Source organism: Paenibacillus macerans (assembly GCF_900454495.1).
Taxonomy (GTDB): Bacteria; Bacillota; Bacilli; order Paenibacillales; family Paenibacillaceae; genus Fontibacillus; species Fontibacillus macerans.
In genome coordinates this window covers 2,191,014-2,215,439 of the sequence record NZ_UGSI01000001.1, presented here as the reverse complement: position 1 = coordinate 2,215,439, position 24,426 = coordinate 2,191,014, and the positions used below count along the sequence as shown (strand labels likewise).

Annotated in this window: 17 protein-coding genes and 1 tRNA gene; 17 read left to right on the top strand and 1 reads right to left on the bottom strand. The window is 51.5% G+C overall.

Annotated features, from left to right (window positions below):
- The first annotated feature begins 54 nt into the window (after positions 1 to 54).
- From DYE26_RS10000 to DYE26_RS09980, 5 genes are all read left to right on the top strand, one after another.
- Positions 55 to 1,044 carry a pectinesterase family protein gene (locus DYE26_RS10000; protein ID WP_036623919.1) on the top strand — a complete coding sequence of 330 codons (990 nt, stop codon included), beginning with the start codon at positions 55 to 57 and terminating at the stop codon, positions 1,042 to 1,044.
- Positions 1,045 to 1,817: 773 nt separating this feature from the next.
- Positions 1,818 to 3,170 carry a citrate transporter gene (locus tag DYE26_RS09995; protein WP_213510780.1) on the top strand — a complete coding sequence of 451 codons (1,353 nt, stop codon included), beginning with the start codon at positions 1,818 to 1,820 and terminating at the stop codon, positions 3,168 to 3,170.
- 15 nt (positions 3,171 to 3,185) lie between these two features.
- Positions 3,186 to 5,318 carry a hydantoinase/oxoprolinase family protein gene (locus DYE26_RS09990; protein WP_036623918.1) on the top strand — a complete coding sequence of 711 codons (2,133 nt, stop codon included), beginning with the start codon at positions 3,186 to 3,188 and terminating at the stop codon, positions 5,316 to 5,318.
- Between the two features lie 34 nt (positions 5,319 to 5,352).
- Complete coding sequence (locus DYE26_RS09985; RefSeq protein ID WP_036623917.1) at positions 5,353 to 6,060, top strand: hypothetical protein; 708 nt, start codon at positions 5,353 to 5,355, stop codon at positions 6,058 to 6,060.
- Entirely contained in the window at positions 6,044 to 6,712 is a 669-nt protein-coding gene (locus tag DYE26_RS09980) for a GntR family transcriptional regulator (RefSeq protein WP_036623916.1), read from the top strand. The genes DYE26_RS09985 and DYE26_RS09980 overlap by 17 nt, the downstream gene beginning before the upstream one ends.
- A gap of 996 nt (positions 6,713 to 7,708) precedes the next feature.
- Here DYE26_RS09980 and DYE26_RS09970 read toward each other — a convergent pair.
- Positions 7,709 to 8,638 carry a DMT family transporter gene (locus DYE26_RS09970; RefSeq protein ID WP_036623914.1) on the bottom strand — a complete coding sequence of 310 codons (930 nt, stop codon included), beginning with the start codon at positions 8,636 to 8,638 and terminating at the stop codon, positions 7,709 to 7,711.
- Between the two features lie 107 nt (positions 8,639 to 8,745).
- On the opposite strand from DYE26_RS09970, the gene DYE26_RS09965 reads away from it, so the two are divergent.
- The 12 genes from DYE26_RS09965 (at position 8,746) to DYE26_RS09910 (ending at position 24,390) form a co-directional block, all read left to right on the top strand.
- A complete protein-coding gene (locus DYE26_RS09965) occupies positions 8,746 to 10,191 on the top strand; it encodes an aminotransferase-like domain-containing protein (RefSeq protein WP_051985525.1) in 1,446 nt (481 codons plus the stop codon).
- Positions 10,192 to 10,376: 185 nt separating this feature from the next.
- Positions 10,377 to 11,936, top strand: coding sequence for a response regulator transcription factor (locus DYE26_RS09960; protein ID WP_036623913.1), 1,560 nt, complete (start codon positions 10,377 to 10,379; stop codon positions 11,934 to 11,936).
- A gap of 4 nt (positions 11,937 to 11,940) precedes the next feature.
- Positions 11,941 to 13,737: a cache domain-containing sensor histidine kinase gene (locus tag DYE26_RS09955; protein WP_036623912.1), complete on the top strand. Its 1,797-nt coding sequence runs from the start codon at positions 11,941 to 11,943 to the stop codon at positions 13,735 to 13,737.
- Between the two features lie 172 nt (positions 13,738 to 13,909).
- Entirely contained in the window at positions 13,910 to 15,253 is a 1,344-nt protein-coding gene (locus DYE26_RS09950; protein ID WP_036623911.1) for an ABC transporter substrate-binding protein, read from the top strand.
- A gap of 110 nt (positions 15,254 to 15,363) precedes the next feature.
- Entirely contained in the window at positions 15,364 to 16,272 is a 909-nt protein-coding gene (locus DYE26_RS09945) for a carbohydrate ABC transporter permease (RefSeq protein WP_051985884.1), read from the top strand.
- The gene (locus DYE26_RS09940) at positions 16,265 to 17,089 is read left to right on the top strand and encodes a carbohydrate ABC transporter permease (RefSeq protein WP_036623910.1); all 825 of its coding nucleotides are present in this window, start codon (positions 16,265 to 16,267) and stop codon (positions 17,087 to 17,089) included. Before DYE26_RS09945 ends, DYE26_RS09940 begins: the two co-directional genes overlap by 8 nt.
- 506 nt (positions 17,090 to 17,595) lie before the next feature.
- A complete protein-coding gene (locus tag DYE26_RS09935) occupies positions 17,596 to 18,177 on the top strand; it encodes a pyridoxamine 5'-phosphate oxidase family protein (protein WP_036623909.1) in 582 nt (193 codons plus the stop codon).
- Between the two features lie 102 nt (positions 18,178 to 18,279).
- Positions 18,280 to 18,780: a MarR family transcriptional regulator gene (locus DYE26_RS09930; protein WP_036623908.1), complete on the top strand. Its 501-nt coding sequence runs from the start codon at positions 18,280 to 18,282 to the stop codon at positions 18,778 to 18,780.
- 91 nt (positions 18,781 to 18,871) lie between these two features.
- Positions 18,872 to 18,956: transfer RNA gene (locus DYE26_RS09925), tRNA-Leu, on the top strand.
- A 716-nt stretch (positions 18,957 to 19,672) separates the two neighbouring features.
- Positions 19,673 to 21,424 carry an FtsX-like permease family protein gene (locus DYE26_RS09920; protein ID WP_244927435.1) on the top strand — a complete coding sequence of 584 codons (1,752 nt, stop codon included), beginning with the start codon at positions 19,673 to 19,675 and terminating at the stop codon, positions 21,422 to 21,424.
- A gap of 57 nt (positions 21,425 to 21,481) precedes the next feature.
- The gene (locus DYE26_RS09915; protein ID WP_051985524.1) at positions 21,482 to 22,957 is read left to right on the top strand and encodes an ABC transporter substrate-binding protein; all 1,476 of its coding nucleotides are present in this window, start codon (positions 21,482 to 21,484) and stop codon (positions 22,955 to 22,957) included.
- A 35-nt stretch (positions 22,958 to 22,992) separates the two neighbouring features.
- Positions 22,993 to 24,390 (top strand): ABC transporter substrate-binding protein, encoded by a 1,398-nt coding sequence (locus DYE26_RS09910; protein ID WP_036628355.1) that lies wholly within the window; start codon positions 22,993 to 22,995, stop codon positions 24,388 to 24,390.
- Positions 24,391 to 24,426: the final 36 nt, after the last annotated feature.

Here is a 24,426-nt window from a genome sequence, read left to right as displayed (position 1 = left end):
TGCGGTCGCCTTTGTGAGCGGACGGAATAATTTGACCGGGGGGATTGGCAAACCATGCTGGTAGGAAAAGAATCGTTTTGCGATTACCGGACGATCGGGGAAGCGGTGGATGCGCTGGAGCGGGATGCCGCCATGCAGCCGGAAACCCTGTACATTTTGGCGGGACGATATGAAGAACAGGTGGTGATTTACCGCTCCCATCTTCGCATCGTCGGCATCGGGTACGTCGAAATCGCGATGAACCGGTATGCCAAGGAGCGGGATGAACACGGCGAGGAAATCGGGACGTTTGCCACGCCGACATTGTTTTTGGGCGGCAGCCATCTCGTTGTGGAGAATCTGACGATCTCGAACACGGCCGGGCAGGGCGAGCGGATAGGGCAGGCGGTGGCGGTGTATGCGCATTGCGACCAGGCAGTGTTCCGAAACTGTACGTTCAAAGGGCATCAGGATACGCTGTTCACGGGCCCGTTGCCCCCGGCGCCGCGGGAAAGGGCCGCGTTCGGCGGGATTCCGCTTAAGGAGCATCATGAGCATTACCGCCAGCACTATCAAAACTGCTATATCGAAGGGACGGTCGATTTCATCTTCGGCGGAGCGGCGGCGGTGTTCGAGGCTTGCGAAATCCGCAGCCTCGTTCATGAAGGCTGCGGCGTCGGCTATATAACGGCAGCGTCGACGCCGCAGGGGCAGCAGCACGGCTACGTCTTCCGCGATTGTTTTCTGACGGCGGAACCGGGCGTTCCTAAAGCTTCGGTATACTTGGGGCGCCCTTGGCGGGAGTATGCGCAAACCGTGTTTGTTGATTGCCTGATGGATGAACATATTCATCCTAAGGGCTGGGACAACTGGAACAATCCCGCCAACGAGGCGACGGTCCGGTATATGGAATTGGGGACAAGAAGCAAGGATGCCGCCCGGCTGCGCTCGTTGCGTGTTCCGTGGGCGGGATATGCGGAAGACACGGCGAAAGAATACGAGTATCGCCCGGAACATGTATTTTCGGGGACGGATTTTTGGCGGCAGGAAAGGCTTGATAGGTAAGCAAGCGGCCGATTGAACCGTGTTTGTTGCCGAAAGAGCGGAACCCGGGAGAAGACCGCAAAAAAACCGTGAAGACCCGACGAGGGCCCGACGAAACTCGACGAAGACCATCGAATAACCTTGAGTTAATCCGTTTTTTTGCGGGGGCCGGCGCCTCGTGAAGGGACCAACTGCCGAATCAACTGCAAAAGTACATCTGATTTCACGCAAATCCCCTTTTTTGAGTGAATGAAATGCAAAAATGCATCTGTTTTGGAGCTATTTGATAAAAAAGTATCTTTTGGGCGGAAATGAACTGCACTTTTGCATTTCGATGGGCCGTTTCGGGAGAATTTGACAAATATCGCATGTCCTTTTGCAGTTTGTGGAAATTCGGGGAATGCTCTGCCCCCTCCGGTCCTGTCGTAAACGGCAATGGTAAAACCGCCGGCCCACGAACCCGTAGCGCTTCGTACCATCATGCATCCACTAATACTCAGCACGCAACTCAGCACGCAACTCAGCTCGTAAATTTGCCTTCACGGTAATTTGCGGGCTTTTTTGCATGGCAAGGCGAATTTAAGCGATTTCAAAGTTATGTGAAAATGTATATTGACGTTATACAACGGCCATGGTACCATTTGACACAAAACTAACATGTCAGTTATAGCAAATAGCATGTTAGTATGTTAGTTGGCGTTGTTTTATTCCTAATTCAGTAGTGCTTCCGAAGCGAGTTTCTACGATGCCGTATTGAGGAAGCAATGCTCACAAAACTTTAAGGAGGGCATTTTGTGGATGCAGCCAATTTTGTAATCGGTTTCATGATGGTCCTGTCGTTTTTCGGACTCGTATGGTACTGCGTGAAGGGCTATAACCTCATGGTGGGCTTTTTTATCATGTCGGTATTATGGACGGCACTCGCCTTAATCGGTAACGCGATTTCCCCCACTGGTACGATGGAAGGGCAATCTTGGGTTTCCGTGCTGACGAATGTGTTTCAGACAGGACCCGAAAACTACGGTAAAGCTATCCTTGTAAACATTTTTTTCGGGGCTTTTTTCGGCAGAATTTTGATCGACACCGGGATCGCCGCGACGTTAATCCGCAAAGTAGTGGAACTGGGCGGAGACAAACCGCGAGTGACGATGTCGCTCCTATGTATTGTTACGGCCGTAATTTTTACCTCCATGACCGGGATCGGGCCGGTAATTTCCATTGCCGTCATCGTATTGCCGATCATGCTGTCGCTCGGCATTCCTTCGCCGATCGCCTTATTTTCCTTCATGGGCTCCATTATGGCCGGGATTTTCGGGAATATCGTCAACTTCAAACAGTATCAGGCGATCTTCGCCACCGCCAACGAAAGCTACGCCAGCTATGATTATAACGCCTACTTCACCTTCGGCATGATTGCGATGGCCGTCTCGCTGGTCGTTGTGCTCATTGTAGCCAATCTTTCCATGAACAAGAAGAAAATATCCCGCGCCTGGGCGGCAACGACGCCCGAAGAACAAAATTCCGGAGATGCGCCCGCCATTTCCTGGATTTCGATCATTCTTCCGGTGATCGGCGTGGTTGCGTTCAAAATTCCGATTATTTTCGGATTTATTGTTGCCGGCCTGTTCGCTTTGTGGACCTGCGGCAAGCTAAAGGGCGGATTTGCCGGCATTTGCCGCATGCTTTCAAAGCAGTTTGCCGACGGCGCGATCGATGTGGCGCCCATGATCGGCTTTTTGCTGACGCTCGCCATGTTCAACAACGCGGCTACATATGCTTCCCCTTATTTTAAAATTCTATTTGGCGGAGTGATGCCGCAGACGGCGCTTTTGCTATGCATCGTGTTTGCGGTTTTAACGCCGCTTGGCTTCTTCCGCGGGCCGATGAATCTGGTCGGGTCCGGGGCGGCCATTCTGGCCGTGGTTGTATCGACGGCCGCCTGGCCGGTGCAATTTTTGTATCCATTATTCGCCGTCACCACGGTTGCACCGCAGCACCTTGACGTTACCCAATCCTGGGTCGCCTGGGGATTCGGCTATACGAAGGTACCGGCCAGGGATTTCATGAAGATGTCCATCCCTTCAGGCTGGATTATTGGGATTATTCTATGCGCCGTCGTTTTTGTCATGTACGGTAATCTCGTATAAGGTTGGAGGATAAACATGGGCAGAGTAATTCGCATGGGGATTGATGTAGGAGGGACGCATACCAAAGCCGTGGCCATTGACAACGAAACCCACGAGATTATCGGCAAATCGTCGGTCAAAACGACGCATGACGATGCCAGGGGCGTGGCCGCCGGAGTAGTAAAATGTTTTCAAAACTGCTTGCAGGAAAATAACATCCGACCGGAGGATGTCGTTTTTGTGGCGCACAGTACGACGCAAGCAACCAACGCGCTGATCGAAGGCGATATCGCCCAGGTCGGCATTGTCGGGATGGGCAAAGGCGGATTCGAAGGTTTTTTGGCCAAAAGACAGACGAAACTAGCGAACATCGATTTGGGAAACAACAAAGCGATTCAAATTTTCAACAGCTTTATCAATGTCAAAAAAATGACGCAGGAAACCGTGCTGCAGGTCATCGAAGAGATGGAAAGGATGGGGGCGCAGGTGATTGTTCCGTCCATGGCCTTTGGCGTCGACAACGGCAGACCCGAGCAGCTCGTGTATGAAGAAGCGGAGAAAAAAGGCCTCCCCACCACGATGGCGTCGGATATTACGAAGTTGTACGGACTGACCCGCAGAACAAGAACGGCGGCGATCAACGCCAGTATTTTACCCAAAATGCTGGACACGGCAAATTCAACGGAGCGGTCCGTAAGGGAAGCCGGCGTCTACGTGCCTCTAATGATTATGCGCGGCGACGGCGGCGTGATGGAAATCGGAGAAATGAAGAAACGCCCGATTCTTACGATGCTTTCCGGTCCGGCCGCTTCGGTGATGGGCTCTTTGATGTATTTGCGCGCCTCCAACGGCGTGTATTTTGAGGTCGGCGGCACGACAACCAATATCGGGGTTATCAAAAACGGGCGGCCGGCGATCGATTACTCGATCGTCGGCGGTCACCCCACCTATGTCAATTCGCTGGATGTGCGGGTGCTTGGCGTGGCCGGGGGTTCGATGGTCCGCGCGGCCAAAACCGGAGTCATCGATGTCGGACCGAGATCCGCGCATATTGCCGGCCTCGATTATGCGGTGTTTACCGACCCGGCCAAAATCAAGGGGGCCAAGGTGGAATTTTTCTCGCCAAAACCGGGTGATCCGGCGGATTATGTGGCGATCCGGCTGGAGAACGGCGAACGGGTGACGATCACGAATTCCTGCGCGGCCAATGTGCTGGGACTGGTGAAGGAAGAGCATTTTTCCTACGGCAATGCGGAAGCGGCAAGAAAGGCGATGCAGGCGCTGGCTGATTATTGCGGGACGACGGTGGAAGATATCGCGGGGCAGATTATGGAGAAGGCGTACGCCAAAATCGAACCGGTTATTTTGGCGCTGGCGGACAAATACAAGCTGGAGAAGGATCAGATCTCTTTGGTGGGGGTCGGGGGCGGAGCGGCTTCGCTGATCGTGTATTTTGCGGAAAAGATGGGACTAAAGTACAGCATCCCCGAAAATGCCGAGGTCATTTCCTCGATCGGCGTCGCCCTGGCCATGGTCAGGGACGTGGTGGAGCGGATCATCCCGTCGCCTTCCAAGGAGGACATCAGCGCGATTAAAATGGAAGCGATGAATAAAGCCATCCAAAGCGGGGCAACGCCGGAAAGCGTGGAAATCCATATCGATATCGATCCGCAAACCTCCAAGGTCACCGCGATTGCCACCGGTTCCACGGAGGTCAAAACCAACGAGCTGCTAAAGGAATGCAGCGAAGCGGAACTGAAGGAAATCGCCGCAGGCGACATGCGGATTTCCGCTGAGCGGACAGAGTTGCTGGAGAAAACCAGATACTTTTATATTTTTGGCGAAAAGGTTGAAAAAGCGGGAGACGCCGTGGCCGTCCGTATCCTGGACAGCAAAGGCTTCATTAAAATTCAGCGCGGCCGGGCCATGGCGATCAAGACAACCGCCGGAGCATATCTCAAAGCCGTGGAACAACTGTGGGAAGCGATGGCCGTTTATAAAACGGAGCTCATTGCCAGACCGGACTTTTATCTGTGCATCGGCGCGCGCGTTATGGATTTTACCGCATCCGATTTCGCACAGTTGGAACTGTTGATGGATATTGAAGTGTCCACCTTTGAACCTGAGACCGAGATCATCGTGGTCGCCGCCAATATCAAGCAGAGTTGAAAACGGTGGAAAACGGAAGGGGAACGGAGGGAGCATGGGGGAGCCAAGCAAATTGGGAGATATGCTCTGGGCGCTGCTCAGGGTGAATGATGAAACGTGGGGACGGTATGCTTTTTCGAGGGATCTTTTAAACCAGCGTATACGGCCGCAGCAAAAAGCGGAGCTGATTGCGGGGGCGGTTTCTTGCGGCAAACAATATGCCAGGCGGATCAGCGGGGAGTATGGATGTGCGGATGTACGTTTGCTTGCCGAAAGGTTGAAGCTCCGGATCGAGTTCCAGGATGCTTCCGTGACGGGAAAACGGATTCTGTTTGCCTGCTATACCCCGCCTGACAAAGTAACAATAATGGTGGAACCCGTGCGCAAGGCGGCGCGGCTGGTGTCCGGGGAAGCTCCGGGCTTGGTTGATCTATTTCGGCAAGATGATATAATGAATACTATCCTGGGGCATGAAATTTTTCATGTTGTGGAAGAGCGGTTTGAGCCGGAAATTTATACGCGGACCGAAAAAGTCGTATTGTGGAATTTGCTTGGGCTTAAACACCGCTCTACGATCCGCGCTTTGAGCGAAATCGGCGCCATGGCGTTTACCCGGGAGCTGAACGGACTAAATTACTCCCCGTTTATTCTGGATTTTCTTTTGTACTTCAGTTACGATTCTTCCGGCGCGGAAACCATATATCGTGACGTTTTAGGAGTGGGTTCGGGAAGGTGTAGGGAAACCGTTGAAGATAATAAATAACAGCAGTTCATTAAATGACGTAACTTACAATAAAATCAAAGAAGATATTATGAATATGACGTTGGAGCCGGGCATGGACGTTAGCGTTCAGAAGTTGTCCGAACGTTACGGCGTCAGCAGGACGCCGGTGCGGGAAGCCGTTGTGCGCCTGCAGCAGTCGGGACTTGTGGAAATCTATCCCCAGCGCAAAACGGTGGTTTCCAAAATCGATTTGCAGCGGGTACGCGAGGAATGGTTTATTCGCACATCGCTGGAATCCGCCGTGGTGGATGAATTTATCCGCAAGTGCAGCGAGCTGGTGGCGGACACGATGCAGGAATTGATCAACAAGCAGAAGAAATACACGGACAAAAAGTATTTTATCGAGTTTTATCATAAGGACAATCGTTTTCACCAGCTTATTTTTGAGACGGCCGGAGAATCGCTTGCCTGGAATACGATTGAAACGGTAGCTTCCCATTACAATCGCATTTGTCTGTTGTACGGCAAGATGGAGGGCGCTCTGCCATCCCATATCCGTCAGCATGAGAACATGGTCGCGGCCATTCGCCGCCGCGATGCGGAAGCCCTGCGCCAAGCCGTGAAGGAGCATTCGGGCAGCCTGTTGGAGCAGGTGAACAGCATGGCCAAGCAATACCCGCAGTTTTTCTGAATCCTAGAATGAAGAAGCTCCCCTAGAATCAAGGAACCGCCATTGTATGTGAATGGCGGTTTTTTTAACGTTATCAAATTTCCGGTCAGGCAGAGGCCGATGAGGCGGGTAGAGAAGCGAGGAGAACTCGAGGAGAAGCGAGGAGAAGAGAGGAGAACTTGAAGAGAAGAGAGGAGAGGAGGGAGCTGGAGGCTAAGGGGCTCCATAGAGCCGTTATTTTCGGAAAAACGGAGGTTTGCAAAATTTAACGGACCCATATGACCTTATTTCACTCGAATCGGTCCGGATGACCTGGTTTTCAGCTAGATAGAGACATGTGGGGCCGTTAGGCCGGGAAATACCCGGGGAATGGGCGGATAAGGTCGCTGGAGTCCGTTAGGGCAGCTTCCACAGATTCGAAAGTGCCGAAGTTCTCGGTGCCCCTGCTCATGCAAGAAGGGGAAGGATTCTCGTAGTAGAACCGAAGAGGAAATCCCAACACTCCTGCGCAACCAGCGTATGGGTGTACACGACAAAGAGCCTCGCCAAAGGGAACGCTTTTCTAAGTTAGCTGAATCAACCGCAGGAGCAACTGATCAAATGCAAAAGTGCATTTGATTTCAGACAAAATTCCCTTTATGAGCGGATGAAATGCAAAAATGCATTTGAAAATCGTCGAATTGATCAAAAAGTATCTTTTGAGAGGAAATGAACTGCACATTTGCATTTGAGCTGCCCACATTGAGGAGTTTCGACAAAAGTCGCATGCACTTTTGCATTTCGCCGGATATCCTGCCCTGGGGCAAAGGCGCCAGCTCAAGGGAAACCCCCGGCCCATGAACGCGGCGAGCCCTCCGGTTCGTGCCGGCCTCGCCCGCCGCGCCAACCTTGCCGGTCTCGCCAACCTTGCCGGTCTCGCCTACCGTGCCGGCCTCGTCTATCGTGCTGGCCAGCCCGCCGCGCCAGCCTCGCCCACCGTGCGGGCCGCGCTTACCTAGCCGGTCTCACCTACCGCGCCTACCCCGCTTCGCTTGCTTTACCGGCCAGCGCTGCTTTTTTCCCCGCCAACTGCTTCAGGTTGTCCAGGTTGACGAGCGCGATTCCGCCGATAATCGTAAGCCCGCCGATCACGGACACGAAAGAAAGCGGCTCATGGTAGAGCAGCACGCCCAGGGTAAGGGCGATCAACGGCGAGATATAAAGCCAGGTCGCCGGGAACACGGGATTCGTTTTGGCGACAAGCCAGTAGTATATCGTATGGCCCATCATGGAGCCGGCCACGATCAAGTACAGCAGCGGCAGCAGCGCATTTGGCGCCAGCATGGACCCGATGTTGATGTTTTCCGTAAACAGCGACAAAACCAGCAGCAGCGCCCCGCCATGCATCATCTGCGCCGCGTTCAAGGCGATCGGCGAAGTATCCTCAAACCGCCGGATGACGCGGCGGGAATAGACGGTCCCGGCCGCGTAAAAAGTCTCGCCGAACAAAACGGCGGCGCAGGCGAGCAGCCAGAGCGGGCTTAGCGCAACCGTCAGATCGGGCAGCAGCAGCAGGATCACTCCGGCGAACCCGGTAAGGCAGCCTGCCCAGGAGCTGCGGGCCAGCTTGCGTCCGGAGATGCGGGTCTCCAGCAGCAGAATCATCAGCGGCCCCGTCGCCGACAATACCGCGGCAATGCCTGAGCTCAAATACTGCTCCGCCCAATACAACGGGGCAAACACGCCGAAGGTGAGCCCGGCTCCGGTTAGAAACATCTCCTTGCGGAACAGCAGCGACAACTGCGCTTTCTTTTTCCACGCCATCCATACAAACAGGACGCAGCCCGCCAGAAAAAAGCGAATCCCCGCCGAGAAAAAAGGCGGCGCCCCGGCATCAACCCCCACTTTAATGGCCAAAAAGGTCGTCCCGAAAATGAGACACATCACGATGTAATTCAGTAAAACCATATTCATTCCTCCTGTCGTTGTCTCCATCATACAGGAGACTTTATAGAACAGATCGAATATAATAGAACAGATTGAAGTTGAAATGGAAGGAAGGGGGCGGGACTGGAGTGGAAAACGATAATTCCTCCGCGTTCTCCGCGTTCTCCGCAGTTCAAGCGGATAAGCTGTACGAACAGGTTTACGATTATGTGCAGGAAAGAATCCGGCGCGGGGAGTGGCGGGCCGACGAGAAGCTGCCTTCCGTGCGGAAGCTGGCGGCGGAGCTTCAGGTCCACCGGCTTACGGTGTTTAAAGCTTACCAACTGCTGAAAGCAAGCCAAGCCGTATATGTGAAGGATAAATCAGGCTACTATGTGTCGCCCGGCAGCAGTCTGCCCGCCGAAACGCGGGACGACCCGATCGTCTTGGCCAGCGTTCAGGGCGGCAGCCTTTCGGAAATCCATCAGGTCCAGGCCGACTATCAATATTCCAAAGCGCTGCTTGATCCCAACCTGCTGCCGAACCACTATTTCTCGGAATACGTGAAAAAGGTGTTCGATTTGTACCCCAAAGTTCTGGGCACCTATGGAAGCATACAGGGAGATATGGAGCTGCGGGAAGCTTTATGCGGTTATTTAGCCGATCAATATCACTTCCATCTGTCGGCCGATGAACTGCTGATAACCTCCGGTTCGCAGGAGGCCATCGATTTGCTGGCCAGAGTTTTGGTCAAACCGCGGGACGCCGTTTTAATGGAAAGGCCCACTTACAGCCCGGCGATCGATGTCTTCAGAGGGCGGGGGGCCAACATCGTTCCAATCGAAATAAGCGAATCCGGCTATCGGCTGGATGAGGTGGAAAGACTGATGCAGTCCTATAAGCCACGCCTCTTTTATCTCAACCCTACCTTTCATAATCCTACGGGCTACACGATTCCGGCCGAGCAGCGCAAAAGACTGGTCGAGCTTGCCCAGCAATATCAATGCCTGCTGATCGAGGACGATCCCTACCGGGATATCTATTTCGGCAAAAAACCTCCGCTGCCGCTGTTCGCCTATGATACGGAGGGGTGGACGATCTATATCCGCAGCTTCAGCAAATACGTGGCCCCGGGGCTCAGCATCGCCGCTACGGCCTGCCGCCCGCCCGTGATGAAACATATCTTAAAAGCCAGATCTTTGTCCAACAGTGGAACGCCGCTCCTGAATCAGAAGATTTTTCTGCATTATTTCTTTTCGCAGCGGATGCAGCAGCATCTGGAAAAGCTGCGGATCGCGCTGGCGATCCGGCGGGACATCATGGAGGAGGAGCTTGCCGCGGCAGGCTGGGAGTGGTCCAGCCCGGAGGGGGGCTTTAATTTATGGGTCAAGCTGCCCGAGACGGTCTCGATCGATAGGCTGCTCGTCGAAAGCGTGAAGCAGTCCATCACCTTCGTGCCTGGCTCTATCTGCGACCCGTTAAAATCGTTCTCATCCTGGATCAGGCTCAGTTATTCTTATCTGAACGAGCAGCAATCGCGGGAAGGTCTGAAGCGGTTTGTCGGGTTGTGCCGGATGCTGGAGCGCTGGGAGTAGCGCTTCAGGGGGCCGCGCCCCTGTCGGCGCCAAAGGCTGCGGCCTTTTAATGCGAAGGTTTACGGCTGCTTGCCAATTTTTGATCTTATGTTAGCATATATAAATTGGAGATGCGCATATCTGCATTCGCAATAATGAAAACGCTGTCAAATTATGTGCAACTTTCAGCAAAAGGGGGACTGGGGATGCGCGAGCTGTGCAAAATCTTGATCGTTGATGATGAAATTTTGGTGCGGCAGGGGATTAAACACCATTTGAACTGGGAGCAATACGGCTTTCAAATCGTCGGCGAAGCCTCGAACGGCAAGGAAGCGCTGGAGATGATCGGACGGTTGTCGCCCCATATCGTCATTACGGACATCGTGATGCCGGTCATGGACGGCGAGGAATTTACCCGAGTCTTGAAGGCGCATTATCCTCAAATCGAAGTTGTCGTGCTCAGCAGTTACGGGGAATTCAATTATGTTCGCTCCACGTTTCAGAGCGGGGTTGCCGATTATATCCTGAAGCCCAAGCTGGAGACGGAGGAGCTGCTGCAGGTGCTGCAAAATACGGCGAGGAAAATTCCGGGACTGCATTATAAAGAGCTGACGGGGGATGGCGGTTTGCCGCTGGATCAAATGCTTGAGCGGCTGTTGGCCGGCTTTCAGCCCGAGGATGGCGAACGTCTCCGGGAGTTTTTTCCGTACGACATGTTTATGCTGCTCGGGGCGGACCTCAGCCGGGTCGCCGGGGAGCCGAACAGCTATATCGCCGGGCTTGCCGCCGGCCTGGAGGCGCGTCTGAAGGAGGCGCCTTTTGCGGTACGGCCAAGGACGATCCCTGTGGACGGCAAGCGGCTGCTGATGCTGGTCAACCTGCCGCGGGAGCACGTTCGCCAGGCCGTTCACGCCGTCAAAGAGCTTGCCGCCGGCAAAGCGGAGGCCATGCCCGAAATGGTCTGGGCGGTAAGCTCCGGCTTTGCGGACCTGAACCGGCTTGAGGCGGTTTACCGCGAGGAATGGCTGCAGCTGCTCCACTTCCGGTTTTATTTTCCGGAGCGGGTCCTGATGTTGCAGGATGAACTGCCGCCCGCCCGGGAGCCGGAGGTTTTTGAGATGAAGCGGCTGCTGGCCGACCTAAGAAAGGAACGTTATGGCGAGGCGTTTGGCCGCTTGCGCGAATATGCCGCCGGGGCCGCGGGCAATTACCGGACTCCGCCGTTCGAGTTCAAAGCGTTTCTCGGCAACGCCATTTTCAACATGACCGTCGTCATCACCGAAACGAATGAGCGCCTGAAGGAACTGGACGATATGAAATACGCTTATTTTAAAGCGATCGACGAGGCGAAGGACGCAAGCGAAGCGGTTGGGCTGCTGAACGCGTTTCTGGAGGAGGCAGAAAAGCTGGCGGCCGCCAATTCCCAGCCGGCTGCCGCTGGCAATATGAAGCAACTTTTGCAATATATCGACGAGCATTACGGCGAGCCGCTCACCCTAAGCTCGCTCAGCCGGCATTTTCATTTTAATCCGTCGTACCTTTCCAGCTATTTTTCGGCCCATAATGCCGAAGGGTTCAGCGAATATCTGAACAAAATCCGCATCAGCAAGGCGGCCGAGCTGCTGCGCGCCAGCGAGCTGACGATTTCGGAGATCAGCGCGCGGGCCGGCTATTCGGACCACAGCTATTTTACCAAGGTGTTCAAGAAGCAGACGGGGATGTCGCCCAGCCAATACCGCAGACATACTGACGGCAAGAGGGACTGATTTTATGCAAAAAGCGCTTGAAAAACTGCGCCGCGTGCGGCTGTTTACCAAACTGTTCCTGGTTATGACGGTCAGCATCGTCGCCGTCTGCTTGCTGACGTCGCTCATTACGATCCGCATGTCGGAGCGGCTGTTTGCGGAAACGTTCAGCATCACCAACGGCAAGGTGCTGAAGCAAATCAACACCAGCCTCGATTCGTTTAACGATTCGATCGTAAATGCCGTTACTTTTGCCGCCCAGAGCGGTACGGTAAAAACCTATTTGACCGGCGGGGAGCTGGATTCGGTTTCAATGTCCAAGGTGTTCTACCGCATGTCGGAGCAAATGGACCGGCTTGCTTCCAATCTGGGCGCCTTTGATGTGGCCGTGACGATCACGGGCATCAACGGGCGCAGCTATTCGACCGACCGGTCCTACTGGCCGGTGACGGGGGAGGAGCTGGCGGCGGATCCGCTGACCGCAAGGACGGCGGCCAATCCCGGACGCATTCTGTACCAATACGATACCCGGCAAGGCGAAGGCGGGCCGGAGCATTTTATCATCGCGAGCAAAGCGCTGGTGGACCGGACCAGCGGACTTCATTACGGTACCCTGTACATCGCGATCCGCGAGCGGGAATTTAAGCAGTTTTACGAGAATTTCACCAGCGTCGGCAACGATGTGCTGGTGCTCGATAGGAGCGGCATGATCGTGTCCGCCAACCGGCCGGAACTGATCGGGACCGCGGCCCCGGAGCTTCTGGACGATGCCGAAGCGATCGCCCAGAAGCGGCTTGATTACCGCAGCGGCACCGTGCTGGGCAAGGAACGGATTATTTTGTCCAATAACTTGCCCTCGTACAACTTTTACCTCGTCAACCTGATCGATCGCCAGCATACCGCAAGGCAGATCATCAATGTGAAGTCCGTGGCGTTTACCTGCATGGTCATCATCTTGTTTGCGATGCTGGCCGTATTCGTCATGTCGCGCAGGCTGACCGGTTCGCTGACGCGCCTTGTGCGCCAAATGTCCACGATCGCGAAAAAAGATTTCAGCAACTACATAACGGTAAGCGGAGGTTTTGAGGTTAGAGAGCTTGGCAAGGCGTTTAATTACATGCTGGATGAGCTGAACGATTACATCCGCCGGCTGCTGGAGACGCAAAAGGAGCGGCGGAACGCGGAGCTGGCCGCGCTGCAGCGGCAGATTAATCCGCATTTCCTGTACAACACGCTGGCGTCGATCAAAATGCTGGTGCAAAAAGGGAGCAAAAGCGCGGCCGCGGAAACGATCAACGCGCTGATTTCGCTGCTGCAAAACACGATCAGCAACGTCAGCGAAACGATCACGATCGGGCAGGAGCTGGAGAACATGAAAAATTACGTGTTCATCAATCATGTGCGGTACGGCGACCGGATCAAAGTGAATTATTTCGTCTCCCCGGACTGTCTGCTTTACGAGGTGCCGAAGCTGATCATCCAGCCGTTTATCGAAAACGCCTTTTTTCACGCCTTCAACGAAAAAAACGAAGGGACCATTTACATCCTCATCTCGAAAAACGACGGCTCGCTGGTCTGCGAGGTGGTCGATAACGGCGACGGCATGGAGCTGACCGATGGCGCGGATGCGCTGCCGAATCCGAAAAGCAGCCGCCAGCTGTTTACCGGCATCGGTATCCAAAACGTCGACAACCGGATCAAGCTGCTGTATGGGGAGCCTTACGGGGTGCATATTTCCAGCGCTAAAGGGGAGGGGACGAAAATCCGCATCGTTCTGCCGCTGCTGGCCGGTGCTGACGAAAGCAATGAAGCAGCCAAATAAATTACCAAAATCCAAAAATATGACCAGACCCGTGAATGCGCTTTCCCGCAATGGACAATAAAATCACCAATCCGCACAAAGATATTTCTAACCGCCCCCATTGCCGCGATGCTATCATAAAAACGGAATTAGGAAGCGCTTTCCAAACAAACAAGCAGGGGGATGAACTAAGATGAAGAAAAGCTTGATTCTGATGCTTGCCGGTATGCTGCTGATGTTGACCTTATCCGCTTGCGCGGCGGGTCCGGGCGGAGCGGGAGGGTCCGGCGGTCCGGAAGGGACGGCGGACTCGGGAGCGGGGAATGGCGGCGGCGGTTCCGGCGGCAGCCAGGAAATCACCGTCTGGGCCTGGGACCCCAACTTCAACATCGCCGCGCTTAGAATCGCCAAAGAGAGATATGAAGCGAAACATCCGGACGTGAAAGTAAACATCGTGGAATATGCGCAGGCCGATATCGTGCAAAAACTTAACACCGGACTGAATTCGGGTACGACAAAAGGGCTGCCAAACATCGTGCTGATCGAGGACTATCGGGCGCAAAACTTCCTGCAGGCTTACCCCGACGCGTTCCGCGATATGTCGGGCGCGATCAAAGCGGAGGATTTCGCGGAATACAAAATCGGGCTGACCAGCTATAACGGCAAGCAATACGGGGTGCCGTTCGATTCCGGCGCAACCGGGCTGTACGTCCGGACGGACTATCTGGAGCAGGCCGGTTATACGGTGGACGATTTGACGAACATCGACTGGAACCAGTACATCGAAATCGGCAAAAAGGTCAAGGAAGCGACCGGCAAAGACATGCTGACCCAGGACCCGAACGATCTCGGTATCATCCGGGTGATGGCGCAGTCGGCCGGCACCTGGTATTTGAAAGAGGACGGCAAAACGCCAAACCTTGCGGACAATCCGGTCATCAAGGAAGCGCTGGAAACGTACAAAGCGATGTTTGACGCCAATATCGTCAAAATGAACGCGGACTGGAGCCAGTTTTTGGCGGCCTTCAACAACGGCGACGTTGCTTCGGTGCCGACGGGCAACTGGATTACGCCTTCGGTTAAGGCGGAGGCGTCGCAAGCGGGCAAATGGGCGGTCGTGCCTACGCCGCGGCTGGCCGGAAGCGCGGGTGCGGTAGGCGCGTCAAGCCTTGGCGGCAGCTCCTGGTACGTCATGAACATGGACGGTCAGGACACCGCGGCGAATTTCCTGGCCGAGACGTTTGGCTCCGATGCGGAGATGTATTCGGAAATGCTGGAAAAAGTCGGGGTCATCGGTTCGCTGAAAGCCGCCTCCAGCGGCGACGCTTACGATAAAGCCGACGAGTATTTCGGCGGGCAGAAGATTTACGCCGACTTCGCCAAATGGACGGAAGAGGTGCCGAAGGTCAATTACGGTCTGCACACCTATGCGATCGAGGATATTCTGGTTATTGAAATCCAAAATTACCTGAACGGCAAAGACGTGGACAACGTCATTCGCGACGCCCAGGCCCAGGCCGAAGCGCAATTGCAGTAACCTCCCGCGGTCATAACGGTAAAACCTTGGGCTGTTCCCGGTTCAAGGTTTTATTGTTATCCGCCCGGCTTTATGGATTGTATCAGAGATAAAGGAGATGAAACCCGATGATGAGAGCATCCGACCCCGCTTCCGCCTCCGCCTCCGCCATGCGCCTGAAAGCTTCCGCCGTCGGCTGGCTGTTTGTGATCCTGGCTGTGTTGATGATCGCGGTTTTTTATTTTTACCCGATGATTCAGGCCCTGATCCTGTCGTTTCAGACCGGCACCGGCTCAAACTTAAGCTTCAACGGGCTTGGCAACTACAAGCGCCTGTTTACTGACTCAATGTTCATCACCGCGGTCAAAAACACGTTCATTTACCTGATCGTGCAGGTGCCGCTTATGGTGCTGCTGGCTTTATTTATTTCCGTACTGCTGAACGACCGCCATTTGAAGTGGAAGGGCTTTTTCCGGACGGCGATTTTCCTGCCCTGCATCACCTCGCTGGTGGCGTATTCGGTTATTTTCAAATATTTGTTTGCGGACGGCGGACTGGTTAATTCGCTGCTGATGGGCCTGCATGTCGCGGGCGAACCGATTCATTGGATCACCGATCCGTTTTGGGCGAAGGTGACGATCATTATCGCCATTACGTGGCGCTGGACCGGGTATAATATGATTTTTTACTTGTCCGGCATGCAAAATATCGATCCATCGATCTATGAGGCGGCAAAAATCGACGGGGCCTCGGCGGTTAAGCAGTTTTTCCGCATTACGGTCCCGATGCTGAAGCCGATCATTTTGTTCACCTCGATCACTTCGACGATCGGCACGCTGCAGCTGTTCGATGAAGTGATGAACATTACGAAGGGCGGACCGGGCAATGCCACGACCTCGATCTCGCAGTTCATTTACAATCTGTCGTTCAAATATTCGGCGGATTTTGGGTACGCGGCTACCGTTTCGTATTCGATTGTGATCATGATCATCGTGCTGTCGATCCTTCAATTTAAAGTGGCAGGTGACCGCAATGCTTAAAGTCAAAAGAATGTCGATGTACCTGTTTCTAGCCGTGGCGGCGTTTGTGTCTATCTTTCCATTTTTGTGGATCATCGTCAGTTCGACGAATCCGTCCGTCGATGTTACCCGGGGGCGGCTGCTGCCGGGAACTTATTTCCTGACCAATCTGGGTAATTTGCTGGATTCCGCCGATATCCTCGGCGCTATGAAAAATTCCTTGATCGTCTCCGTATCGACGACGCTGCTGGCGCTGCTCATCGCCTCGCTGGCCGGCTACGGCTTCGAAATCTACCGCAGCAAGGCGAAGGATATCGTGTTTAACGTTTTGCTGCTGTCGATGATGATCCCGTTTGCGGCAATGATGGTGCCGTTGTACCGGATGTTCGGGAAAATCACCAACCTGATCCCGCTGATCGGCATCGATACGCTGGCCGCGGTGGTGCTGCCGACGATGACGACGGCGTTTCTGATTTTCTTTTTCCGCCAGAGCACGAAAATGTTCCCGAAAGAGCTGCTGGAAGCCGGACGGATCGACGGTTTGTCCGAACTGGGGCTGTTCTTCCGCGTGTATGTGCCGACGATGAAAACGACGTACGCGGCGGCGGCGATCATCACGTTTATGAGCAGCTGGAACAACTACATGTGGCCGCTGATCGTCCTGCAAACGCCGCAGAAGCAGACGGTGCCGCTGCTGATTTCGACGCTGGGCTCCAGCTACGCGCCGGATTACGGACTCATCATGCTGGCCATCGTCATATCGACGGTGCCGACGGCGCTCGTATTTTTCGTGATGCAAAAGCATTTCGTGGCCGGGATGATCGGCTCGGTGAAGTGATAGTGCGCTCTGGGCGGCGGCCGGGCCGGCCGCTGAATTTTTCACTAACCCGCCGGCCTTCAAATATAGCGGCACTTTATGTACTTATTATCCGGAACCCTGGCTAGTTCACTCCATTAACGGCCGTTTATGTACTTATTATCCGATGAATGGCGGAGATATCGGCCATTTCCTAGTAATCATGGAAAATAACGACATAAAAGGTCTCTATTTCTCTCAAATGGGCGGGGATCGCCGAAATAAAGACACTTTATGTCCTTATTTTTTCGCTGGAGTTGCCCAGGCGGCCTGGTTTTGCAGGTCTGTCTCCCTTTTAAACATTGGCCGCATCCTACAAAGAGGAATGCGGCTCTTTCGCACGGTTCTTGGACGATCGCCAGCAACCCGTCAAACATCCATTTTACTATTGATTTCCAAAGGTAATTATGATAATTTTGTTTCAAGGTTAACAATATTTTCAGAAAATCTGTATGGTATCCCAATATCATGAAAAAGGTGGAGAGGAAATGGGGATTAAACACGATGTTCTTTTGCCGAAGCATAAAGAGTTCATTCAGCGTCAGCATCTTTTCTTTGTCGGTTCGGCGCCGTTGTCGGAAGAAGGGCATGTAAATCTATCGCCCAAGGGCTATAGCTCCTTTCGCATTCTGTCGGACAATCAGGTGGCCTACCTGGATATGTCCGGCTCGGGCAACGAGACGAGCGCGCATATATTGGAGAACGGCAGAGTGACCCTGATGTTCTGCGCGTTCGAGGGGCCGCCCTCCATTGTGCGGCTTTATGGAACGGGGACGGTCGCGCTGCCCGGGTCAAACCGGTGGGAGGAGCTGTATCCGCTGTTTGATCCGCTTCCGGGAGCAAGACAAATGATTATCGTCGACGTTCATATGGTGCAGGACTCGTGCGGCTTTGGGGTTCCGTTTATGAAGTATGAGGGCGACCGGAAGAAGCTCAAGGAAGTATCGCTGAAGTTCAGAAAAGAACAGCTTGATAAGTACTGGCATGAAAAGAACGCGGCAAGTATCGACGGATTGCCGACGGCTTTTGGTTTGCCTGATTTGCAAGAAAACGAACGCCTGCTAAAATAGAATAATAAAGATAATTCCTGATGAACCTCAGTATTATCCTTATTTAAATTGTTATCGAGTAAACAAAACCGGAAATTCAACAGGAAGAAAGGGGGGGAGAAGGTGAACTCGTCCGAGAAGTTAAAGCAACTGGTTTACGGGCAGTTTCTCCATTTTTCGCATATGATGGAGCAGTCGTTCGATAGGGAGTTGGACGAATTCGCCGATCAGGCGCGGGAAATGGGGCTTGACTCGTTTCCGAACAATTTGACGACCGTTCATGTGCTCGACTGCATCGGCAACCACGAGCCGATCAACAACACTACCATTGCCGACAAGCTGAATTTATCGAAAGCGAGCATTACTAAAATCAGTGCCAAGCTGCTTGAGGAAGGGTATGTGAAGCGCGGCCAGTTGAACGACAATAAGAAGGAAGTGTACTTCAGTCTGACGCCAAAAGGCAGGCGGATTTTCGAAGCGCATGAAGCGATGCACAAGATGATGGAACGCAGGTTTTTGGACACCTTTGACTCGTTTGCCGAAGCCGAACTGCTGGCGGTGCTGAAGTTCTTCCAAACGATGGCCGACTTTCTCAACGAGAGGCAATCGGCCGGGGTTAAGTAACGGTAAAAAAGTTGTTTTCCTGCCTTGACTCCCCCAAATATTCGTGATATTATAAATTTCGTTGCTGCAAAACAATGCATCAACGAAATACGCGGTCGTGGCGGAATTGGCAGACGCGCACGGTTCAGGTCCGTGTGGGCTAACCCCCCGTGGAGGTTCGAGTCCTCTCGACCGCATTAACTCAACAATGAATAAGCCCTTGAATTTCCTTTCGTGGAGATTCAAGGGCTTTTTGCATATTCGGAATTTGCAAGGTATGGATTATCACTTGGGCTGAAGCAAGCTGCGAGCTGTATTCAAGATAAACATAAATGTTGGCGGGCGTAGAGTAATGTGTAGGCAGATTAAATTCTGGTGCGAGTGTTATAGATAATAGATTCCTAATATCTAAAGATCCTATGATAGGGCTCTAGGTAGAGTACATAATAACGCAAAGGAATCCGCTTGGATTTACTTTCAAGTCGGAAAAAGGAGCTGGACTTATGTCCAAAATTTGAACAGACTGCCGAACGCAAAGGCGAACATAATCTTAACCATGATGTAAGCTGTGATTAAGGTAAATCGATAGTTCCCAAGCCGCCGATAAGGTACATTAATAGAGAAAGAACCAATGATCGGGTATCTCTTGAAAGGGATGAAAAGCATGATCATTTTGCAAGTTTTCAGAAAATTATCAATTTTTTGTCTTTCTGGGGAGGGAATATAAATGAATTTTCCTCGGTTCGCGTTTAATAATGTCAGACGCAACGGCCGTGCTTACACGGGATATTTATTAAGCAGCGCATTTATGGTGATGATTTTTTTTACGTATGCCGTTTTCATCTATCATCCTGAAATTCAGCGTGCGCCGATGGGCAAAATGACGTTAATCTGCATGCAGGTTGCCGCGTACGTGGTGTTTGTTTTTGCGATCTTTTTTGTGCTTTACTCGATCAGCGCTTTTTTGAAGTCCCGCAATAAAGAGTTTGGGATTTTAATGATGCTGGGCGCACAGCCGGGACAAATTAATAGCCTGATTTTTCTGGAAAATATGATCATCGGCACAGTTTCCATAGTCACCGGAATCGCCGGCGGGCTGCTGTTGGCCAAGCTGTTTTTACTGGTCAGTACAAAAATGATCGATATGAACGAGCTGGACTTTTATTGGCCATTAAAGGCAATTGCACTGACGGCGAGCTGCTTTGTTGCTTTATTTGTGGCGATATCGCTTTTTACGCTGCTGTTTATTCGCAAAAATCGGGTGCTGGAGCTTTTGAAGGGCAGCAGCAGGCCGAAGCGGGAGCCGAAAGTTTCAATTTGGCTTTCCATATTGGGCGCGATTTTACTGACTATTAGTTTTGTGGCCCTCGACAAGGACACTCTATCTCCGAAAGTTCTGATGATCGCCGCTTTTTCCGGTATTTCCGGCACCTATCTCTTTTACTCCCAGCTGTCAGTTCTCCTCATTCGTTTGCTCAAACGAAATCGAAGGCGTGTATGGCGCGGCACTAATTTGTTGTGGATTTCCGAGATCAGTTATAAGCTGAAGGACAATGCCAAAATGCTGTTTCTGGTGACGGTTGTTACTTCGATCGCTTGCATAAGCGCAGGCTTCGTACTGGCCGTTGATCAAGACAACAAGCAGCAGTTTTTGAACAATAAATTTGCTTTCAGGTATGACGTATATCAGCCAGAGCGTATCGATGCGGAGCTGGCCACTATTGAGCAGTCCATGCAGGAAGCGGGCATCGCTTTTGAGCGGTATCGGATAGATTCGATTGGCGCTATGCTGCAGAATTATGCCCACGACCCAACAACTGGCAGCGATGTAGAGTTTGTTCGGGCAAGCCAGTTTAATGAACTGGCGGCTTTGCTGGAGGTAGAGCCGTTGGAGAATCTGCCTTGGCAAACGGCTGTGGCGGTTTATCCGGACGTTAAACGTTTGCCCAGGCAGCCCTTAAAGTTTGAGGGAACCGAGTCCAGCATTACGATTGTGCAGGAAATCAGCATACCCCAGTTGGGAGGCGTTAGTAATGCAGGGGTTATGCTCATTGTTGAAGATGCCTTTTTTACCCAATTAACAGCTGATTTATCTAGCAGACCAGAGTATCTCTATCATGTACCATCCTGGACACAGCTTCCCTCGCTGCAAGATGAGCAATCCAAGATCGGCAGAGAGCTGTACGCATGGAATCAGCAGCAAATGAACGGCTGCGTCGCAGACTGTCTGAATAATATTTTGACGGTTCGTTCCGACAAATACCGGAGCACGAAAGATACGACCTCCGTGTTCAGCTTTATCGGAATTTTTATCGCCCTGATCTTCTCGATTTCGACGGCAAGCTTTTTGTACTTCAAGCTTTATACGGAGCTATCTGCCGACAGCCGAACGTACCATGCCCTGTCCAAGATCGGATTGAGCAGCGGAGAAATGAGCGCGGCGGCTACGAAGCAAATTGCTTTTATCTTTTTTATTCCGATTCCGATATCCGCGATACAAACGCTTGTGGTTTTGAAGTCTGTACTGAGATATATGAGGATCTCGCATGTCTATGTCTATACGGCTACTTTTACAGTGGCACTGGCTTTTCTGGCCGCCCAGACCGTCTACTTTATCATTGCGAGATCGCGTTATGTGAAAGCTTTACAGAAAATGATGGTATGAACAGCCGCCAGGACTTATGGGAAAGATGAATCAGTTTTTCAAAAAGGGGGATTCCGTTTGCGCAAGTTCAAGTTAACATCGATGCTGCTTATAGGTTTACTAATGATTGGGTTGGCAGGTTGTACAAGCTCGCCGGCGGCAAACACTGTTAAGTTGAAGGTGATGACTTACGACAAAGAAAACAGATACTTTAATCATCAATACGGTGATATGTTCCATGCCGAGAACGGTTCGATTAAGATTCAGCTTGTTAGACCCAAAAGTGTGGAACTTGAGAAGACCGCTTCGAACTATGTGCAGGCTCTTGAGCAGTCTATCGAACAAGAACAACTCGATGTTCTTTACTTAAGTATTGATGATTATAACCGATTATCAGCAGCAGGGTTCTTGTTGGATCTTGAACCGCTGGCGGTGCGGGATCACTACAATATCGACACGATTTATCCTTCCATCACCAGCTTTCTCAGGGAGCAAGGCGGCGGGAAGTTGTATGGTTTTGCACCTACATTCCAGCGAAAAGCCATTTTTTACAATATTGACCTGTTTGAGAAATATGGAATTGAGCCGCCACGCGACGGGATGACTTGGCAAGAGCTGATCGACTTAGCAGCACGATTTCCTACCGATGGAGATGAGCAGTCTAGGATATACGGGGGATTCACTAGTTTTGGGTTAAACAAAGAAAACCCTCTGGATGAACTAGGTACGTGGATCGGTTTATCTATGGGATTAAAGGCAGTTAACCTTGATACAATGCAAGTTACAATGGATACAGAAGGCTGGAAGCAAGCGTACGAACTAGCTCAAGCGGCATTATCAACGAATGCCCTTCACAAGGGAGGATTTAACGCGGATGAAGATTTCGATGGACAGCAACTTTTTGCTAAGGGGCGGCAAGCGATGTTGATCACTGATGAACCTAGCTGGGCCTATAGTGTACTTGACTATATAAAAAGTGATAAATCAGGGGTTAAGCCATTTAGGGTGGGTATGGTGGTTGGTCCAGCAGACCCGTCCAACCGAGAAATAACCAGAGATCTGAATATGAATAATGACTATGTATATGCGATTCGTGCCAATTCCTCCAATGTAGATGCCGCATGGGAATTGTTGAAGTTTATGCAGGGTGATAAGGTTGCCAGCAAATTGGCGAGAAGACCTGATCATGGTATACCTTCACGCATGGGTCAAACAAGCGATTATTATGGAATTAACTTGGATGGATTCTATCACTTAACCTCTTTGCCGCTAAGTAATTATTATGATGATCCTAATAGTAGTATTATTACGGATGAATTCAAAGAAAGATATGAGGAGATTTCGTATCGTGAATTGACCCAAGTAGAGAAGTCTCAAAAATCCCTTGATGACGCACTACAGACGATTCAACGAGATGCGCAAGCTGCCCTTGATGAAGCAGTCCTTGTCAGGACAGTTAATGGAGAAAATGGGAGTTCAGAGCCGGACAAGGGCATGGCAACGGAAGACATGACCATCCATTGGGATGATTTCAAGACAGTACCTTTTAAATGACTATGCTGCATGTTGAGCAGAGACAGGAGTCGATGATGAACAAAACATGGTTGCAAGTACTTACGATGCTTGTTATTAGTTGCCTGGTACTAGTAGGTTGTACAAGTGAATCTAAGGGTCCGATTGAACCAAAGGAGAATCAAGAGACGACTACGCTTAAGGTCATCTATCAGGATTCGGAATTATTCTACAAGCAATATGGAGATTCGTTCACGACGCTTAATGATCATATCCAATTTGAAGTCATCAGTGATGCGGACATTTACAAGGATATGGGGGACAAGACGAAGGAAGAGGTGTATGCAGAGTTTATCCGTGAAGAACAGCCGGATATCTTGATTCTGGATGCTCATCAGTTTAAAAAACAAATTAACGATGGAGTACTGACTGAACTTGATTCGCTTAGTGCTAGAGATAACTATAATCTAGATGGGTTCGTTCCTGGTTTAGTTGATCAGTTTCGTGAACTAGGCGGTGGTCAATTGTATGGGCTTACTCCGTCATTCTCAAGCAAGGCGATATTTTATAACAAAGACCTGTTCAAGAAAAATGGCATAGAGTTACCATCTGATGGAATGAGTTGGTACGACATCATTGAGCTTGCCCGCCGTTTTCCTACTGAAGGGGATAAACAGACACGAGTTTACGGATATAGCGGTGGAGATGTGTATGAAGCCCCTATGGATCTAGTTACACTGATTGATAAGATGAGCCGGGCTGAAGGATTGTCGATCGTGAACACAGATAAGATGCAGGTGACCTTAGATACAGATGCGTGGAAGAAAGTGATTCAGACTGCTATTGAGGCAGGCCAATCGGGAGCTATTTTTAATTCTATGGATGAATTATTCACCCGTGGAACGAAAGAGGAGTTTTATGACAGCCAACCATTTCTCATGGGGCGTTCTGCTATGCATATTGGATCGGTAACGTCGCTAGCACTTATGGATCATTTCAAGAATGATGTGAACGATGATGTCCCCTTTGAACTTGGGATTGCCGCCGGACCCGTCGATCCTCTTGATCCTACATCAACTTATGTAACACCAGGTGATATATTCGCCATTAATAAAGCATCAGTCCATCAAGATGCCGCATGGGAATTTATTAAGTATGTGTGCGGTGAAGATTATGCTCGTGCTAGCTCTGAATCTAATGAATTGTTGTTAGGTCAGCAACTGTTATTAAGTCGATCAGGATTTATGAAGGACTATGAAGGAATCAGTTTAGAGCCGTTCTATCGGTTAAAATCAAAATTTCCAAGGCGTAGTGACGATTGGTACAAGCTGCCTGATCCATTCTTCAACGATTTTGCGGCGGTCTTAAGCCGAGAACTAGAGCTTGTGAAAAAAGGGCAAAAATCCCTTGATGATGCGGTAGCAACCGTAAAGTCCGAAGCGCAAACGCTGCTTGATCAATCTGTAAAGAAATGATAGCCCAATAAACTTGAGTTGAATACTGTGTAAGAT

What these genes read in the sequence shown, in the direction of transcription:
- DYE26_RS10000 (WP_036623919.1), top strand. Translation starts at nt 55, where the DNA reads ATGCTGGTAGGAAAAGAATCGTTTTGCGATTACCGGACGATCGGGGAA.
- DYE26_RS09990 (WP_036623918.1), top strand. Translation starts at nt 3,186, where the DNA reads ATGGGCAGAGTAATTCGCATGGGGATTGATGTAGGAGGGACGCATACC.
- DYE26_RS09985 (WP_036623917.1), top strand. Translation starts at nt 5,353, where the DNA reads ATGGGGGAGCCAAGCAAATTGGGAGATATGCTCTGGGCGCTGCTCAGG.
- DYE26_RS09970 (WP_036623914.1), bottom strand. Translation starts at nt 8,638, where the DNA reads ATGGTTTTACTGAATTACATCGTGATGTGTCTCATTTTCGGGACGACC.
- DYE26_RS09960 (WP_036623913.1), top strand. Translation starts at nt 10,377, where the DNA reads ATGCGCGAGCTGTGCAAAATCTTGATCGTTGATGATGAAATTTTGGTG.
- DYE26_RS09955 (WP_036623912.1), top strand. Translation starts at nt 11,941, where the DNA reads ATGCAAAAAGCGCTTGAAAAACTGCGCCGCGTGCGGCTGTTTACCAAA.
- DYE26_RS09950 (WP_036623911.1), top strand. Translation starts at nt 13,910, where the DNA reads ATGAAGAAAAGCTTGATTCTGATGCTTGCCGGTATGCTGCTGATGTTG.
- DYE26_RS09945 (WP_051985884.1), top strand. Translation starts at nt 15,364, where the DNA reads ATGAGAGCATCCGACCCCGCTTCCGCCTCCGCCTCCGCCATGCGCCTG.
- DYE26_RS09940 (WP_036623910.1), top strand. Translation starts at nt 16,265, where the DNA reads ATGCTTAAAGTCAAAAGAATGTCGATGTACCTGTTTCTAGCCGTGGCG.
- DYE26_RS09935 (WP_036623909.1), top strand. Translation starts at nt 17,596, where the DNA reads ATGGGGATTAAACACGATGTTCTTTTGCCGAAGCATAAAGAGTTCATT.
- DYE26_RS09910 (WP_036628355.1), top strand. Translation starts at nt 22,993, where the DNA reads ATGAACAAAACATGGTTGCAAGTACTTACGATGCTTGTTATTAGTTGC.